This window comes from Brevibacillus sp. NSP2.1 (genome assembly GCF_000470975.2).
Classification (GTDB): Bacteria; Bacillota; Bacilli; order Brevibacillales; family Brevibacillaceae; genus Brevibacillus; species Brevibacillus agri.
In genome coordinates, this window is the sequence record NZ_CP048274.1 from 4697628 (window position 1) to 4712734 (window position 15107).

The following is a 15107-nucleotide window of genomic DNA, read 5'->3' on the forward strand; positions in this document are numbered from 1 at the left end:
CTGTGTGATAAAATGCTAGATAGTTCCAAATGCCAGGCCAACGTTTGGCGAAAATGCTTGGCCGCATCGACTTTTTCAGCCCAAGGAGAGCCGCCCGTGAAAAAACTCGACCAGTTGCAGCTTGAGCATTTTCAACAGATGGAGCAGCTTGAGCTTCAATATTATAGCGCCGATTTCATTACGCCCAGCCAGGAAAGCTACAACTGGTACTGCTTCCGCCCGGACAGCATCGTCGCGATCGAAGCGGATAACCGCGTCGTCGCTTTCCTGAATTTGCTCCCGGTAAAAAAACATGTCTACGAGCAAATCGTCGCCGGCCGCTTCAACGACAGCTTGATGACGACTGCGGATATCGAAAATCCGGAGCAGTCGCCGGAGTCGGCGTATTATTTTTTGTCCTGTGTCGTTGTCGCTGATGCTTACCGGAAAAGTGCTGCCTTGCCGCTGATGCTCCACCATTATCTCGGCGTGCTGGATGGCGTGGCCGCAAGCGGCATTCGCATTCACTCCATCGTGATGGAGGCGGTGACCGCTGCCGGCAATCGGTTTGCGGAGCGGCTCGGCATGCGGCTTTTGTGTGAGAGCGACCATGATTCGCACGTCTACGCATGCGACTACGCGACCTTCCGAGAGCACGTGCATGCCCGCTATCCGCTGCCGGAAGCACAGCTCGGGCAAGCCGATGACCCGCAATAGCCAGACAAGAGGGCGGCGACTCGGTGCTGTCGCTCGCCATCCAGCGAGGAAACGAAAACGTCGCGAACTTTTTGCGGCAACAAGGAGCGAAGCAATGACAACGAATGCGAATACAGCGGGACTTCCCCGCTTGGGCGTAGGCGCGGTGATCCGCAACGAGCACGACGAGATATTGCTCGTGTGGCGCAATCGTCATCCGGAGAAAGATACATGGAGCATTCCGGGTGGAAAAGTCGATCCGTACGAGCCGCTTGAGGCGTCAATCATCCGCGAAGTAAAAGAAGAAGTGAATCTCGACGTCGAAATTACAGGCTTGCTCTGCATGGCCGAGACGATCCGGCCGGACGAGGCAGAGCATTGGGTGTCCGCCATCTACGAAGTCCAAGTGCAAGCGGGAACCGCACGCAACATGGAGGAAGGCGGAGCGATCGGGGCAGTCAAATGGTTCTCCCTCGCCGAGCTTCCCGCCAATCTCGCTTGCTTCACCGTGCCTGCAATCGAGCAGTTGCAAAAACGAACAGAACAGACAAGCTGTTCCTGAAAAAAGGACTGCGCAATCCTCGTGCGCAGTCATGTTCGAGACTGCCACGTTTTTTTCATACTTTTCCCTACTGATCCACAGATGCGGTCGACCGCCCGCCTTCCAGCAGCGAGACACCTGGCGCGGGGAGTGGCGTGCAGCGGGGGTGCAACGTGTGGCGGACGCCATGCCGCACATTAGCCAAGCAGCAAGGCAATCTCCTCTTCCTCGCGCCCCCGGGCGATAGCGAGCGGGGTCAGCCCCCGTTTGTCCCTCCGCGCTTTATCCGCTCCATGCTCCAGCAATACTTCGATGACATCCAGCCGCTCCCCTCCGTCTGCTACTTGCGTGTGCAGCGGCGTGCTCCCGTCGTCCGCCGCTGCGTTCACGTCTGCTCCGTGCCGGATCAGGAGGGCGGCAATCTGCGGATACAAAACGATATGCAGCGGGGTAATTCCCTCGTCGTTACTGGCGCGGACATCTGCTCCTTGTCCTAGCAAAAATTCGATCAGCTCCTCGTTCTCCGTCATGACGGCCGCATGCAGCACGGAAAACTCGTACTCGTCCTTGCCGTGAATCAAGGCAGGCTGCTTCTGCAAAATTCGTTTTACTTCGTCGAAATCGTCCATTTCCGCTGCCTCGTACAAATCCTCGAACGTATATGCCATCTTCAACGCTTACCTTTCCATGCAAACGATCGGGGAAAGCGCTGCTCGTACAGCCACGTCAGCTTCTGCACCTTCGCCCACGCTCCCTTTTCCGCGTGAGAAAACTTGGCTGCGCCAAGTTATTCGTGCAGCCTTGGTTGCACTTATCCGGAATAAGAGTCTTACCCATTCTTATCTGTACCAAAAAACCGACTCCTGCTACTGCTACAAGAGTCGGTTTTCCTGCTTGAGCTCCAACAGTTCCTCGCTTGGGCCTACCTGCCCGAAGCCGATGCTGTCCATCACATCCGCCAGCGTGTACTGCCCGAGAAATAAAACAAGCTGCTGCTCGGCCTGGTTCATCAGCGCCTCCAGATGGCGGTCCAGTTGCACGCCAACCTCGCCGCAATCCAGCTCCTCCTGACTGTCTTCCTCGCGTTCGTCCGGAAGGGAGCGGTAAATATCGGCGAGCGTCAACTCCTTCGGGCACCTCGTCATGTAGTAGCCGCCGTCGCGTCCTTCCTTTGCCTCCACGATGCCAGCCCGGTTCAACTGGGCCATGACTCGGCGCAAAAAAGTCGCATGCGTCTTCACCTGTGCGGCAATGGCGGAGCTGGACAGCACACCGCCGCTTTGCGCCAGCCAGACCAGCACGTGCACGGCAATCCGGAAGCGCGGCTTGGCAATCTGATCGATTCGATTCAGCTTCATGCAACCACAACCTCGCCGTTTACAGCTTGCAGGAACCGTCCGCGCAGTTGTCCCCGGCTGTCTTTTCCTTTTCATCCTGACCGACAAGCGTCAGAGGGGCAGCGGCGTTTTCTTCTTCCCATACTTTGCCCAGCACTCCCAGGAACACTTCGTCCGGCTGAGCGCCGGAAACCGCGTATTTGTTGTTGAACACGAAGAACGGCACGCCTTTGATGCCGATTTCAGCGCCTCTGCGCTTGTCTTCCTGCACCTTGTCGCTGTACTCGCCGCTTTTCAGCATGGCGAGTGCCGCTTCGCGGTCCAGCCCGACCTCGGAGGCAAGCTGCGCCAGCACCTCGTGGTCTCCCAGGTGAAGCGACTCGGTGAAGTACGCTTTCAGGAGGCGCTCCTTCATTTCCGTCATTTTGCCATGGGCAGCGGCAAAGTGAGCCAGACGGTGCGCGTCAAACGTATTCGTCGGAATCATCGTGTCAAAATGATAGTCGAGCCCGACGCTTTTTGCTTGCTGGGCCACGCGATCATTCATGCTTTTGGCCTGTTCCAGCGGCATGCCGTATTTGCTAGCGAGCACGCTGTGTATGTCCATATTCGTATCGCGCTCCATGGTCGGATCGAGCTGGAAGCTGCGGTAGACGATTTCTACCTGATCCTTGTTCGGGAATTGCGACAGTGCGCCTTCCAGATGGCGCTTGCCGATATAGCAAAACGGGCAGGCAAAATCAGACCACACTTCTACTTTCATGTATGCATCCTCCTCATATTCAACGGTTCAGCGGCAATCGCGCCAAACCGTAAACTGCAATCGTCACAAGCACATTATACACGATGCAGGGGAATGCTGCTGAACTTTTCAGGAGGAAGCGACACTTTGCCCGTCAGCGAGCCATGCGGATGATCCGGTCGCAGATCGTCTCCGCATCTTCTCTGTCATGGGTCACCAGTATCGTCGTGATGCGCGCTGCCCGCAGCAGCTCCTGCAATTCCTCGCGTATTTTCTTTTTCAACTCTGCGTCCAGATTGCTGAACGGCTCATCCATCAACAGAATGGCGGGTCGAGGTGCCAACGCTCTGGCAAAAGCCACCCGCTGCTGCTGCCCGCCGCTCAGCTCATGCGGGTAGCGCTTGCCGAAGCCCTCCATTTGCACGAGCGCAAGCATTTCCCGAAGCCGTACCTCCCGTTCTTTTTTCGTCAGCCGATGCAGTCCAAACAAAATATTTTGCTCGACCGTCAAATGCGGAAACAGCGCATAGTCCTGAAAAATCATTCCGACTCCGCGATGCTCAGGCTCGACGAACTGCCGCGCATCGACCAGCACCCGTCCGTCGATGAGGATTCGTCCGCCCGCAGGAGCTTCCAGCCCCGCGATCAAGCGCAGCAGCGTGCTTTTTCCACAGCCGCTGTTTCCCAAAATCCCAACGATCTCGCCCTGCTCCATGCGCAGCGAAAAATTGCGCACGACAGGCCCGCTCCCCGCTCCGTAGCCAAACGTGATATTGTCCAGTTGAAAAAAGCTCATTTTGCCTGTCTCTCCCCTACCCAGTGATAAAAAAAGACGGAAACGATGCCGACCGCGACGATGAACAGCGACGGAATCGACGCTTGCTGGATTTGCTCATCGCTTGCGTATTGGTACGCCTTCGTCGCCAGCGTTTCGAAGTTGTAGGGGCGGAGCAGCAAGGTCAGCGGCAGCTCCTTGACAATCTCCATGAACACGAGAATAACCCCGGTCATGACCGCCCCTTTGATGAGCGGCAAATCGACCTTGAAAAAAGTCCGGGTCATCCCCATGCCGAGCATTCGCGCCGCCTCCGAATAGCGGTTTCCCGTCTTCTCAAAGCCGGCTTCGACCGCATTGAAGCCGACCGCCAAAAAACGGATGATATAGGCAAAAACGAGCATGAACAGCGACATGCTAATCACCAGCTTGCCCTCTGGAAAGCCCAGCCAGGCGTACAGCGGACCCAGCTCTTTGTCGAGCGAAATCACGACGGCCAGCACGCCGATTGACAGCACCGCCCCCGGAATCGAGTACCCCATGGAAATCAGCCGCGTCATAACCATGGCGAATACAGATGTGCGGGAATAGCGAATGACGTTGGCGACCGTGACCGCAAGCAGCATCAGGAGCGCGATGGAAACAACAGAGATCGACAGCGTATTGGTCAAAAGCTGCACGAACCGCTCGTTCAGCACTTCCTGATACGTCCATGTTGCCCAGACCGCAAGCTGTGCCACAGGAATGAAAAAAGAAAGGGAAACGATCGCGATACAAAAGCATAGCGCGGCATACATGGGCAGCCCTGTCAGCTTTCTTCTGCGCAGCGTCGTGACCCGGTTCGTCGGCGAGCTGAACTTTTTGCGCTTGCGCACCAGCCGCTCCACGACAAAAATGCCGATAATCAGGCTCATCAGCCAGGCAGCCAGACGGATTGCCGAATCGACGTCGTACATGCCGAACCACGTCTTGAAAATCGCCGTTGTAAACGACTGAATGCCGAAGTGGTTAGTCACGCCAAAGTCGTTCAGCACCTCAAACGCGACCAGGCTCGCTCCCCCCGCAATAGCGGCCTGCGAGAGCGGCAACACGATGCGAAAAAAGATGTGAACCGAGTTTTTCCCCAGCAATCGGGCGTTTTCAATGAACGCCGCGCTCTGCTTTTCCAGAAACGTTTTCGTAATCAAGTACACGTACGGAAACAAAAACAGCGTGAAAATAAAAATGGCGCCCTTCATGGACATGATGTCAAAGTAGCGCTGATCGAACGTCCAGCCCCAGCCATTTCGCAAAAAAGTCTGGATGCTTCCGGTATAGCTCAGCATGTTGCCGTACGTGTAGGCCGCAATATACGGCGGGATCGCCAGCGGCAGCACGAAGGCGAACGCGAAAAAACGGCGCAGCGGAAAATCGTAGGCAGCCACCAGCCAGGCGAGCGAAACGCCTACGATGATCGTACAGGCTCCTGTTCCCAAGACGAGCCACAGCGATTCCAGGGCGTAATCGAGGAGCATGTACTCCTGAATGTGCTGCCAGTTTTCATTCGTGTGCGCAAACAGGCCGAGCAAAATGTAAAGAGACGGGAGAAGGGCCAAAATGGCCCCTGTCACGCTCAGCGCTACCCACCCGTTCAGCTTCCGTTTCAGGCTTCTTCGCAACGCAGCTCCCGTCATCGTTTATTTCCACCCTGCTTTGTTCATCAGCTCAACCGCTTTTTTGTTGTGCTCGCCAAGCTTGGCAAAATTGAGCTGCTGCGTCTTGAACTCGCCCCATTCTTTCAACAAGGCCGGCTTCTCCGCCTCCGCATTCACCGGGAACTCAAAGCTGCCTTGCGTCAACATCGACTGGCCTTCCTTGCTCGTGATGTATTCGATCAACTTGACGGCGTTGTCTTTGTTTTTCGCATGCTTGGTCAAGCCGATGCCGCTAATGTTCACGTGCGTACCTGTCGTGTTTTGGTTCGGGAAAAAGACGCCGACGCTTTCTGCGACTTTCACTTCTTCCGCATCTTTGGAATGCAGCATTTGCCCGACGTAGTACGTGTTCATCAGAGCGACATCTCCGACTTTGGCCGCGATCGCTTTCGCCTGGTCGCGGTCTCCGCCCTCTGGCTTGCGCGCCAGGTTGTTCGCCAGGCCCGTTGCCCAGTCTTGCGCCGCCTGTTCGCCATTCAGCTCGATAAAGGAAGCGACCAATGACTGGTTGTACAAATTCGAGGAAGAACGAACGAGCACTTTGCCCTTCCATTTGTCGCTCGCCAAATCTTCATAGGTGGACAAATCTTCCGGCTTCACGCGGTCTTTTGCGTAGACGATCACGCGCGCGCGGGTCGCCATGCCGATCCATTCGTTGTCAGGATCGCGCCATTGGCTCGGCACGTTTTTTTCCACCTCTGCGGAGGCGATTGGCTGCAGAACGCCGTTTTGCTTGGCGTAGTTCAGCACGCCGCCGTCCACGGTGATGAACAAATCCGCCTCCGAGCTTTCGCCTTCGCGCTTCAGGCGCTCCACCAGTTCCTCGGCTGTGCCTTTTACTTCATTGACCTTGATCCCCGTCTGTTTGGTGAACTCGGCAAACAGCTTGCTGTCTATCTCGTAGTGCCTTGCCGTAAATACGTTGACGACCTGGTCCTTGTCCTTCGCCGCCGTCTCCTCCGCTTTTGGCGCGGTAGTGCCGGCTTGCGGCTGGCTCGCGCTGCTCTCTCCCTGACCAGCTCCGCAGCCCGCCATGAATGGCACAGTCAGCATCGTAAAGAGCATGAGACTGAGCATGCTTGTTTTTCTCATTTTCGAATCTTCCCCTTTGCCTCAAGTTGTTTTGATAATGAATATCATTTCCAATCGACAAGGCTTATTGTAGCGAAGCAAAATGAGAAAACGATGAGAAAAACAAAAAAACTTTTTTCAGACGCTCTCCGCAATCGAGCGAATCGGCAACAGCACGTTGACAGTAGTGCCTTCCTGCTCGACGCTCTCGATCGTCAGCGCTCCGTTGTAACGCTCCACAAGCCGCTTCGCAATCGACAGCCCCAGGCCGTTTCCGTCCATGGCGCCGCTTTTTCTGTTTCGCGCTTTGTCTACCCGGTACAGCCGATCCGTGACATACGGCAAGTCTTTTGCCGGAATGCCGATTCCCGCGTCGATAATCTCCAGGCGGGCTCGCTCGCCCTGAATGGCTGCCCTCACCGCGATTCTTTTTCGTTCCCGCGAATACTTGACCGCATTGTCCAAAAGAATCAGCAAAATCTGCTCCAGATGTTCTGCGGATATGGCCAGCTTCACCCCGGACAGCGCCTGCAGATCGCGCTCTATAATGAAGGCGGGATGAAGCACATTGACCTTTTTGACCGTTTGCGAAATGACCTGCTCCGGCTCGCATACTGCGGCCGCTTCATCCATTTGCAGATTCTCTGCCCGCGTCAGCACGAGAAGCTCCTCGACCAGCGCTTTTAATCTGGACAGCTCCTCCACGGATATTTGCAGCGATTCCTCCAGGACGGCCGGATCGTGCTTGCCCCAGCGACGCAGCATGCCCAGGTGCCCTTCGACGATGGCGATCGGGGTGCGCAATTCATGCGAAGCATCCTCCACGAATTGCCGCTGCTGCTGAAAGGACCGCTCCAGCTTGTCCATCATCGCATTAAACATCTTCATCGTCGTGGCGAGTTCATCGTGATTGTCGTAAAACTCCACCCGCTCGGACAGACCCTTTTGCTTCACGTTTTTCATCGTTTCGTTCATCGCCTGCAGCGGCTTGACCAACTGCCGGGCCAGCAGTCTCCCGCCGAGTCCGCTTACAATGACCGCCGCGAGACAGCCGATCGCCATGAACCGGAACAACGCTCCGCTCAGCTTCTCGAACTCCTGGATGTTTTTCACGATCTCCACCGTGCCGTCAAACTGAAAAATCGTGATCGGCCGCTCCATCAACAGCAAGTTTTTGCTGATGTGCACACTCCGCCATTGCTCGCGGGGAGCACGCGTGATCGTTTCAGCCAGGCTGTCTTCGATCCCGTCCGACACGACGGCAACCGGCACGCCTTGCCCGTCGAGGATACGGATTCGCTGGTTGTGCTGGTTGATTTTTTGCAAAAAGCTGCGCATTTCGTCGAGATCGGCTCCCGCGAAGGAGATTTCCCGCTCCAGGGCAAAGTTGAGAATCTCGCGCATCGTCTGCTCGGCCGCTTGCTCCTCCTGACGCATCATCCACTTTTCCACAAAATAATATTGAACGGTATTGTAGGCGATGAACACCAAAAAGAGCAGCACGGACGACCAAAGCGTCAGCTTCCATTTGATCGGGAGTCTGGATGGGGCGTATCTTTTCATTTTCTCATCACGTAGCCGATCCCGCGAACGGACTGGATGTAGCTGCGCTCCTCAGGCGCGTCGATTTTGTTGCGCAAATACCGCACGTACACATCGACGACGTTCGTTTCGACGGCAGACTCGTACCCCCACACCGTATCGAGCAGCACGTCGCGCGGCAGGACGCGGTTAATGTTTTTCATAAACATCACGAGCAGATCGTACTCCCTTTTGGTCAATTCGAGGCTCTTTCCGCCTTTTGCTACCGTTCGCGCCTCCAGGTCAACGGTCAGCTCGCGAAAAACAAGCTTGGCCCGCAGCGCGTCGGTCTGCTCCTCCTGCCTGCGAAACACGACACGCATTCGCGCGAGCAACTCCTCAATCGCAAACGGCTTGGGAATGTAGTCGTCCGCGCCGCTGTCCAAACCCGAGACGCGATCATCCACACTGTCTCTTGCCGTCAGCATGATGATCGGCGTTTTTTTGCGCTCGCGAATCTTGCGGCACACTTCCATCCCGTCCATTTCCGGCAGCATCAAATCAAGCAGGATGAGGTCCCACTCTTCCTTCAACGCGAGGTCCAGCCCTGTTCTTCCTTCATCGGCAACCGCCACGAAAAACGATTCGTGACGCAGCTCCAGCTCGATGAACCTCGCCATATTTTTTTCATCTTCAATCAAAAGCACTCGTTTCATCGTTTGCTCACCTTTTGTCCCCGCGGGGGAAGTCCATCTGATTGTAGATGATAATAATTATCAGCGTCAACATTCGCCGCCCACAGAAAAGATGAACCATCCGCCCATTCGCGACATAGGATGAACATCGTAACGATCACGAAAGCGAAGGTGGAGTGAACATGAACGGATATCCTCCCTATTTTTACGATACGCGCATGATTTCTTCCCACTATGCGCACACCCCGACACAGGCTTATGCCCAGATTCAGGGCGGTCCGCTGGCTCCGAACCTGAACGGCTATATCGTCTTCACCGATGTCCCGTACGGAACGGAGGTTTACGTCGAAGTCATCGGCCTGCCTCCTTACAAGCCCGCGACTGGCAATCAGCAGCCGATTGGCCCTTTTGGCTTTCACCTGCATGAACATGGCGTCTGCACCGTCGGCAATCCGGACGATCCGTTCACCGCAGCCGGCTCCCACTGGAATCCGACCAACCAGCCGCACGGCAACCACGCTGGCGACTTCCCTGTCCTGTTTTCCAACGACGGCTATGCGCGGATGAGCTTTTTCACCAACCAGTTCAGGGCGGCAGATGTCGTCGGCAAATCTGTCATCATCCACCAAAGCCCGGACGACTACCGGACACAGCCTGCGGGCAACAGCGGCAAGCGGCTGGCCTGCGGGATTATCCAGCCTGCCTAGCGACCGCGCCATTTTTGCTTCCGCTATGCGAATCCATCAGGCGAGAGCAGGACACAGCCGTGCCGTGGACAGCTTCGTACCCTCGGCTGCCGTGGCAATAAAAAAAGCACAGAGACTCAAGCCCTGTGCTTCCTTCGTTTTCTTTTGTTATGCGCAAAGACTTGTCACATCGGCAAAAGGCCAGTCCTTCGCGCGACCGCCATTTCTGTTGCCTGTTATCCGCGCAGCAGCGACAAGTCGAATCGAGGGACAAGCCCTTCCTCGGCAGCGCGCCCCAGCAAGGCGGTGATAGCTGCGTAGCCGTCCTCTCCGAGATTGCGCGTAAATTCGTTTACGTACAGGGCAATGTGTGCCTGGGCAACCTCGAAGGACAGCTCCTGGGCGTGGCACATGACGTACTCCTGCGAAGCGGTCGGATGAGCCCAGGCGTATTCTACAGACGCGCGCGTCCAGTTCGCCAGCGCTTCGAGATCCATTGATCTTTTGGCGATGATCGCCCCGAGCGGAATCGGCAGATTGGTGTCTGCTTCCCACCAGTTGCCCAGATCGGTCATGAGGGCCAGTCCGTAGTTTTGATAAGTAAAACGCGCTTCGTGAATGACCAGGCCCGCGTCGATTTTGCCGTCGCGCACGGCAGGCATGATTTCGTGGAACGGCATCACGACGATTTCCCCTACACCGCCCGGGACGTTTTGGGCAGCCCACAAACGGAACAGCAGGTACGCCGTCGAGCGTTCGCTGGGAACGGCCACCCGCTTGCCGGAGAGCCGGGCCGGGTCGTTGGCGCTTGCGCCTGCATCACCCTGTGTCAGCACGAGCGGCCCGCAGCCTCTGCCCAAAGCCCCGCCGCAAGGGAGCAACGCGTATTTGTCCAGCACCCACGGCAGTGCCGCATAAGAAATTTTCATCACTTCCGGCCCCTCGGCACGAGTCGCCAGCGTGTTCGTAATATCAATGTCGGCATACATGATGTCCAACTCGGGCGCACCCGGAATCAGCCCGTGTGCCCAGGCGTGAAACACAAACGTGTCATTTGGACACGGAGAAAACGCAATCTTCATTTACAGCACCTCCCGCAAAACTGAGCTTCCTTTTCGCAGCGCTTCCAGCGCGTCCTTGATTCGCCACGCCGACTTGTCGCGCGGGCCAATCGCGTTGGAAACCGTCCTGATCTCCAATACAGGCACGCCAGCCGCATGCGCAGCGACCGCCACACCGTATCCTTCCATGGCTTCCGCGAGCGCTTCCGGCATCCTGTCAGCCAAAGCCTGTGCCGTTTCCGCCGTTCCCGTCACCGTAGACAGCGTCAGGATCGGTCCGCGACCAACGGGCAAGCCCGCTTTTTGCATGGCGCGCTCCACACGCTCTGCCAGCTCGCCAGCCACGGGCACACGCGCCGAGCCAAACCCCAGCTCGTCCACGCTGCAAAAGCCATCCGGCGTCTCCGCTCCCAAATCTGCGCAGACGATCTCACTGGCTACCGCAATCGAGCCGACCTCTGTCCGGCCGACGAAGCCGCCGCAAATCCCCGCGCAAACCACCAGGTCGTACTGCACCTTTGCCAGCGCCCGCGCCGTACTGGCAGCGGCCGAAGCTGGCCCCACTCCTCCGACGGCCACCGTGAACCGTGCGTCCTCACCCAGCCCTTGCATGACCGCATCCCGCTCTGCCGCTACCGACGTCACGACGAGAATGCGCTGCTTTTTTTGCTCATCAAGCATTTCCAGCCTGCCCTCCTTCCTCTGCTTCCCTTCTTTATTTCGTACAGCTTTCTTGAAAAAACATTTCCTCCTCCACGTTATCGCTACTTGTCCTTCGTGTAAAGAGTTTGGGGTGTTTGACAGACAAATGCGCCGCTGCTGTCGCCAAAACGCATCCGTCTGCTGGAAAAGGATTAACAACGATTCTTCAATAAAATATATTTAGTTACGAAAAGTAATTATATTACATTGAATAAGTTTTGCATTTTCCATGCATCTGTTAAAGAAAAAAAGCCATTGGAGGTATGAATCTGAGTAAAGATTTTTTCACAGCCGTAAAAGACAGACGCACCTATTACGGAATCAGCAAGGAAGCTGTTGTCTCTGACGAGCGTATTCGCGAGCTTGTCGAAGAAGCCGTCAAGCATACGCCTTCCTCCTTCAACTCGCAAAGCGCCCGCGTCGTTGTGCTTCTGGGCGAACACCACGACATGCTGTGGAGCATCACCAAGGAAACGCTACGCAAAATCGTGCCAGCCGAAAGCTTCGGACCGACAGAAGAAAAAATGAACGCGTTCGGCAAGCCAACCGCACAGCCTGGCGAAAAACAGTTCCAGCCCATCGCGGAACGAGTGAAGTTTTTCTCCTTATCGCTAGGTAAATTCCCCCATTAATAAGGCGGCGCGCGAGACATCCAGTCTTTTCGCCGTCTTTCCTTGTTTTTTTGCTGCACGGATCTGAAAGTAACTGATTGATTTCCGCTCCTGTCTGTGGTAGTATTAATTTAAACAAAAGAAGTTTCAAATGAGTGTTCACATATTGTAAAGGGTTTACAGTTATGTTTGAACCTTTCACAATGTGTGAATTTTATTTTATCCACAAATAAAAGTTGCATATTCATTTTAACTTTGTTGGAGGTAACACCCATGCAAACAGGTACAGTAAAATGGTTCAACGCTGAAAAAGGTTATGGTTTCATCGCAGTTGAAGGCGGAAACGACGTATTCGTTCACTTCAGCGCAATCACTGGCGAAGGCTTCAAAACTCTTGAAGAAGGCCAACGCGTTGAATTCAACGTGGTAGAAGGCAACCGCGGACCACAAGCTGAGAACGTAGTAAAACTGTAATTGGCTCACAAAGCTGCCCTTGCTTGATAGCAGGGCGGCTTTTTTTCGCTCTTTTTCAACCTGCGCGGCCGCTTTTTGTCGGTCACCCGCCATAAAATTCGGACTTTGTTCCTAAAGAGCTGTTGACAACAGACAAAGCTCCCCATATAATCACGGTATAATGCAGCGAAAAGCAATGGCGCTTTCCAGCATGAAGTTTTCAAAATTTACACAATGATACAAGCTGAGACATCATTCCTTCGCTTATTTTTTAGTCTCGTTTGAAAGCGGTTCCAGATGATTTATCAATCTTCAAGCTGTTTAAACAAGTCCATACGAAAATAAGCAAAGGCGCTTAGGGCAAATCCCCGGTTTTCAGGGATCCTAAGCGCTTTTATTGTTTACATCTTTCAAAAAGGTGGGGTTGTCCATGGAGCACATTGGAAGTGTCATTATTTACATCATCATGCTATGCGCAGTCATCGGTGCTGTCGCCGCAATCCGCAACAGCGATGAAGGGCTTGGCAAGGAGTTCATGGAAGGAATTCACTCAACCGGCTACATCTTCGTTCCCGCAGCCGGGATCATGGCCTCCCTCCCTTACATCTCGTGGTTTGTGGAAAAAGCGGTGTCGCCGATTTTCCACAAAATCGGCGCCGACCCTGCCCTCGCGGCAACAGCCATTTTGGCTTCCGACATGGGTGGCTACCAGTTGGCGAACATCTTGAAAAGCTCGACAGAAGGCTGGGTAATGGCTATGGTCGTCGGTCTGATGGCTGGTGCGACGATCGTTTTCTCCATTCCAATGGGGCTGGCCATGCTCGACAAGCGCGACCACAAATACATGGCGCTTGGCGTCATGTCCGGGATTTTGACTGTTCCGATCGGCGCTTTCATCACCAGTGCCATTCTCTCTCTGTCAAACGCGCAAGTTCGTGCTGAAATCTCTACAAACGCTGACTCCACGTATGCGTTTGCCATCGGAATCGGCCAGGTGCTTTTGAACTTGTCCCCTATCCTGATTTTTGTTGTGGCGATTGCCGCAGGTCTGCGCTTCATGCCTGACCTGATGATTCGCGGATTCATGATCTTTGGTAAAACAATGGACGCTGGCATCAAACTCGTTCTCGTGTTTTCGATCGTGGAATACTTTACAGGCATTTTCTCTACCGTATTCGGCTCTTGGGGATTCGATCCGATCATCGCCGACCCGAAAGATCAATACCGCGCGCTGGAAACAGCCGGTTACATCGGAATCATGCTCTGCGGTGCGTTCCCGATGGTGTACTTGCTGCGCAAATACGCGGCGAAGCCACTGGAAGCGCTGGGCAACAAGCTGGGCCTCAGTCCTACAGGCAGTGCGGGGCTGCTGGCAACTGTCGCCAACATTTTGGCCATGTTCCGCCTCGTGCGCTCCATGCCGCCAAAAGACAAAGTCATCAACATCTCCTTCGCGGTATGTGCGGCGTTCTTGCTGGGCGACCACTTGTCCTTCTCCGCGAACTTCCAGCCTAACATCATCTTGCCGGTGATGCTCGGCAAGCTCGGTGCAGGTGTGATCGCCATCGCGCTCGCCTACTGGCTCTCTGTGCCAAAAGCGCTGGAGCTGGAGAAACAAGACCGCGAAGCTGGCATCATCGGTCCTGACGAATACATGGACGGACACGGCGAGCAAAAAGCTTCTACTGAAGTAGCGGCTACCAAAGAGTAAGACAAAGTCACGCTTTTCCGCATAACAAAAAGGCTGTCCCTGGAGACAGCTTTTTTCTTTTGCCCTTTTGCCATGCCGTAATGAAAGCAACACGTCTCAAAACGTCCTGCTGTACATAATCTGTAATGTATTTTGCAAAACCACCAAGGAGGTAATTCCCGGATTTTTCACGATCAGGTTCACCCCTATCCGCTGGCCGCCTTTTCCCGGCCGTCCCGCATCGCGTTCTACGCCTCCCGCCGCTTCCTCGGCAACAGCTCCCTGCACCAGCACAGCGCAGACTACCACAAGCACTACAAGGACGAATTTGACTGTATCGAAGCAGAAGCCGCTGCCGTCGATGAGCTTATCCGTGCCGACGAGCGCGTCGACTTTGTCAAAATCGACATTGAAGGCGGCGAGTATCAGGCTTTTCTCGGCATGGAAAGAATCATCGCGAAGCAGGCGAAAACCGTCGTTTTTGAACTGAACCGCCATATGCTCCAGGCGGATTGGGAGCCGTTTACCCAGCTTTTGCACGACTATCGGCAGACGTTTGCCAAGCGCTTTTTCGTCCTCGATGCAACAGGGGCCACCGTCGAGATCGACCTCGACATCGTGCTTGCTACCGGGGAGTGCCCGTATCTGGTCATGTCAGACTGATCTGCCAGACGCCAAATTTTGGCGCGCAGCACAAAATCGTCCTCGCCTGCTTTCGGCGCCGCTTTCCAGACTAGACTGGCGAGCGCTTGCGTCCAGGCCATCCCGTGCAAGCTGCGTGCCTTCTCCCATATTTCATTATCCATATCAGATTTTGCTATTTTTTTCGTATAATGTGCAATTGAGCAGTAGT

The 15107-nt window shown here is 55.0% G+C and carries 16 protein-coding genes and 1 pseudogene; 7 read left to right on the plus strand and 10 right to left on the minus strand.

The window, feature by feature from the left end; genetic code table 11:
• The first annotated feature begins 96 nt into the window (after positions 1–96).
• On the plus strand, positions 97–696 hold the full coding sequence (locus tag M655_RS22880; RefSeq protein WP_026558244.1) for a hypothetical protein: 600 nt from the start codon (positions 97–99) through the stop codon (positions 694–696).
• A gap of 94 nt (positions 697–790) precedes the next feature.
• Positions 791–1237 carry an NUDIX domain-containing protein gene (locus M655_RS22885; protein WP_026558243.1) on the plus strand — a complete coding sequence of 149 codons (447 nt, stop codon included), beginning with the start codon at positions 791–793 and terminating at the stop codon, positions 1235–1237.
• A gap of 176 nt (positions 1238–1413) precedes the next feature.
• On the opposite strand, the gene M655_RS22890 is transcribed toward M655_RS22885, so the two are convergent.
• The 8 genes from M655_RS22890 to M655_RS22925 form a co-directional block, all read right to left on the minus strand.
• Positions 1414–1884, minus strand: a complete 471-nt coding sequence (locus M655_RS22890; RefSeq protein WP_026558242.1) for an ankyrin repeat domain-containing protein — start codon at positions 1882–1884, stop codon at positions 1414–1416.
• 204 nt (positions 1885–2088) lie between these two features.
• Complete coding sequence (locus tag M655_RS22895; RefSeq protein ID WP_005830079.1) at positions 2089–2574, minus strand: RrF2 family transcriptional regulator; 486 nt, start codon at positions 2572–2574, stop codon at positions 2089–2091.
• A gap of 19 nt (positions 2575–2593) precedes the next feature.
• Positions 2594–3316 carry a DsbA family oxidoreductase gene (locus tag M655_RS22900; RefSeq protein ID WP_005830077.1) on the minus strand — a complete coding sequence of 241 codons (723 nt, stop codon included), beginning with the start codon at positions 3314–3316 and terminating at the stop codon, positions 2594–2596.
• 133 nt (positions 3317–3449) lie between these two features.
• Positions 3450–4091, minus strand: coding sequence for an ABC transporter ATP-binding protein (locus M655_RS22905; protein ID WP_026558241.1), 642 nt, complete (start codon positions 4089–4091; stop codon positions 3450–3452).
• Entirely contained in the window at positions 4088–5743 is a 1656-nt protein-coding gene (locus M655_RS22910) for an ABC transporter permease (protein WP_005830074.1), read from the minus strand. The genes M655_RS22905 and M655_RS22910 overlap by 4 nt, the downstream gene beginning before the upstream one ends.
• 3 nt (positions 5744–5746) lie before the next feature.
• Positions 5747–6856 carry a Fe(3+) ABC transporter substrate-binding protein gene (locus M655_RS22915; protein WP_005830072.1) on the minus strand — a complete coding sequence of 370 codons (1110 nt, stop codon included), beginning with the start codon at positions 6854–6856 and terminating at the stop codon, positions 5747–5749.
• Positions 6857–6973: 117 nt separating this feature from the next.
• Complete coding sequence (locus M655_RS22920) at positions 6974–8398, minus strand: ATP-binding protein (protein WP_026558240.1); 1425 nt, start codon at positions 8396–8398, stop codon at positions 6974–6976.
• Complete coding sequence (locus M655_RS22925; RefSeq protein WP_026558239.1) at positions 8395–9072, minus strand: response regulator transcription factor; 678 nt, start codon at positions 9070–9072, stop codon at positions 8395–8397. The genes M655_RS22920 and M655_RS22925 overlap by 4 nt, the downstream gene beginning before the upstream one ends.
• A gap of 161 nt (positions 9073–9233) precedes the next feature.
• On the opposite strand from M655_RS22925, the gene M655_RS22930 reads away from it, so the two are divergent.
• Complete coding sequence (locus tag M655_RS22930) at positions 9234–9758, plus strand: superoxide dismutase family protein (protein WP_005830067.1); 525 nt, start codon at positions 9234–9236, stop codon at positions 9756–9758.
• Positions 9759–9973: 215 nt separating this feature from the next.
• Here M655_RS22930 and M655_RS22935 read toward each other — a convergent pair whose 3' ends face one another.
• Both M655_RS22935 and M655_RS22940 read right to left on the minus strand, forming a co-directional pair.
• On the minus strand, positions 9974–10819 hold the full coding sequence (locus tag M655_RS22935) for a 1,4-dihydroxy-6-naphtoate synthase (RefSeq protein WP_005830065.1): 846 nt from the start codon (positions 10817–10819) through the stop codon (positions 9974–9976).
• Complete coding sequence (locus M655_RS22940; RefSeq protein WP_005830063.1) at positions 10820–11479, minus strand: futalosine hydrolase; 660 nt, start codon at positions 11477–11479, stop codon at positions 10820–10822.
• 284 nt (positions 11480–11763) lie between these two features.
• Between M655_RS22940 and M655_RS22945 the strand changes: the two are divergent.
• The 4 genes and pseudogenes from M655_RS22945 to M655_RS22960 all read left to right on the plus strand — a co-directional run.
• Positions 11764–12036, plus strand: a pseudogene (locus M655_RS22945) (nitroreductase family protein); the annotation flags it as partial.
• Positions 12037–12384: 348 nt separating this feature from the next.
• Positions 12385–12585 carry a cold-shock protein gene (locus M655_RS22950; protein WP_005830059.1) on the plus strand — a complete coding sequence of 67 codons (201 nt, stop codon included), beginning with the start codon at positions 12385–12387 and terminating at the stop codon, positions 12583–12585.
• 409 nt (positions 12586–12994) lie between these two features.
• Positions 12995–14275, plus strand: a complete 1281-nt coding sequence (gene eutH, locus M655_RS22955; protein ID WP_005830057.1) for an ethanolamine utilization protein EutH — start codon at positions 12995–12997, stop codon at positions 14273–14275.
• Between the two features lie 132 nt (positions 14276–14407).
• Positions 14408–14917 (plus strand): FkbM family methyltransferase, encoded by a 510-nt coding sequence (locus tag M655_RS22960; protein WP_005830055.1) that lies wholly within the window; start codon positions 14408–14410, stop codon positions 14915–14917.
• The last annotated feature ends 190 nt before the right edge of the window (positions 14918–15107 follow it).

Excerpts from the sequence above, each read along its gene's own strand:
- M655_RS22885 (WP_026558243.1), top strand. The coding sequence starts at position 791 with ATGACAACGAATGCGAATACAGCGGGACTTCCCCGCTTGGGCGTAGGC.
- M655_RS22890 (WP_026558242.1), bottom strand. The coding sequence starts at position 1,884 with ATGGCATATACGTTCGAGGATTTGTACGAGGCAGCGGAAATGGACGAT.
- M655_RS22895 (WP_005830079.1), bottom strand. The coding sequence starts at position 2,574 with ATGAAGCTGAATCGAATCGATCAGATTGCCAAGCCGCGCTTCCGGATT.
- M655_RS22900 (WP_005830077.1), bottom strand. The coding sequence starts at position 3,316 with ATGAAAGTAGAAGTGTGGTCTGATTTTGCCTGCCCGTTTTGCTATATC.
- M655_RS22905 (WP_026558241.1), bottom strand. The coding sequence starts at position 4,091 with ATGAGCTTTTTTCAACTGGACAATATCACGTTTGGCTACGGAGCGGGG.
- M655_RS22910 (WP_005830074.1), bottom strand. The coding sequence starts at position 5,743 with ATGACGGGAGCTGCGTTGCGAAGAAGCCTGAAACGGAAGCTGAACGGG.
- M655_RS22915 (WP_005830072.1), bottom strand. The coding sequence starts at position 6,856 with ATGAGAAAAACAAGCATGCTCAGTCTCATGCTCTTTACGATGCTGACT.
- M655_RS22920 (WP_026558240.1), bottom strand. The coding sequence starts at position 8,398 with ATGAAAAGATACGCCCCATCCAGACTCCCGATCAAATGGAAGCTGACG.
- M655_RS22925 (WP_026558239.1), bottom strand. The coding sequence starts at position 9,072 with ATGAAACGAGTGCTTTTGATTGAAGATGAAAAAAATATGGCGAGGTTC.
- M655_RS22930 (WP_005830067.1), top strand. The coding sequence starts at position 9,234 with ATGAACGGATATCCTCCCTATTTTTACGATACGCGCATGATTTCTTCC.
- M655_RS22935 (WP_005830065.1), bottom strand. The coding sequence starts at position 10,819 with ATGAAGATTGCGTTTTCTCCGTGTCCAAATGACACGTTTGTGTTTCAC.
- M655_RS22940 (WP_005830063.1), bottom strand. The coding sequence starts at position 11,479 with ATGCTTGATGAGCAAAAAAAGCAGCGCATTCTCGTCGTGACGTCGGTA.
- M655_RS22950 (WP_005830059.1), top strand. The coding sequence starts at position 12,385 with ATGCAAACAGGTACAGTAAAATGGTTCAACGCTGAAAAAGGTTATGGT.
- eutH (WP_005830057.1), top strand. The coding sequence starts at position 12,995 with ATGGAGCACATTGGAAGTGTCATTATTTACATCATCATGCTATGCGCA.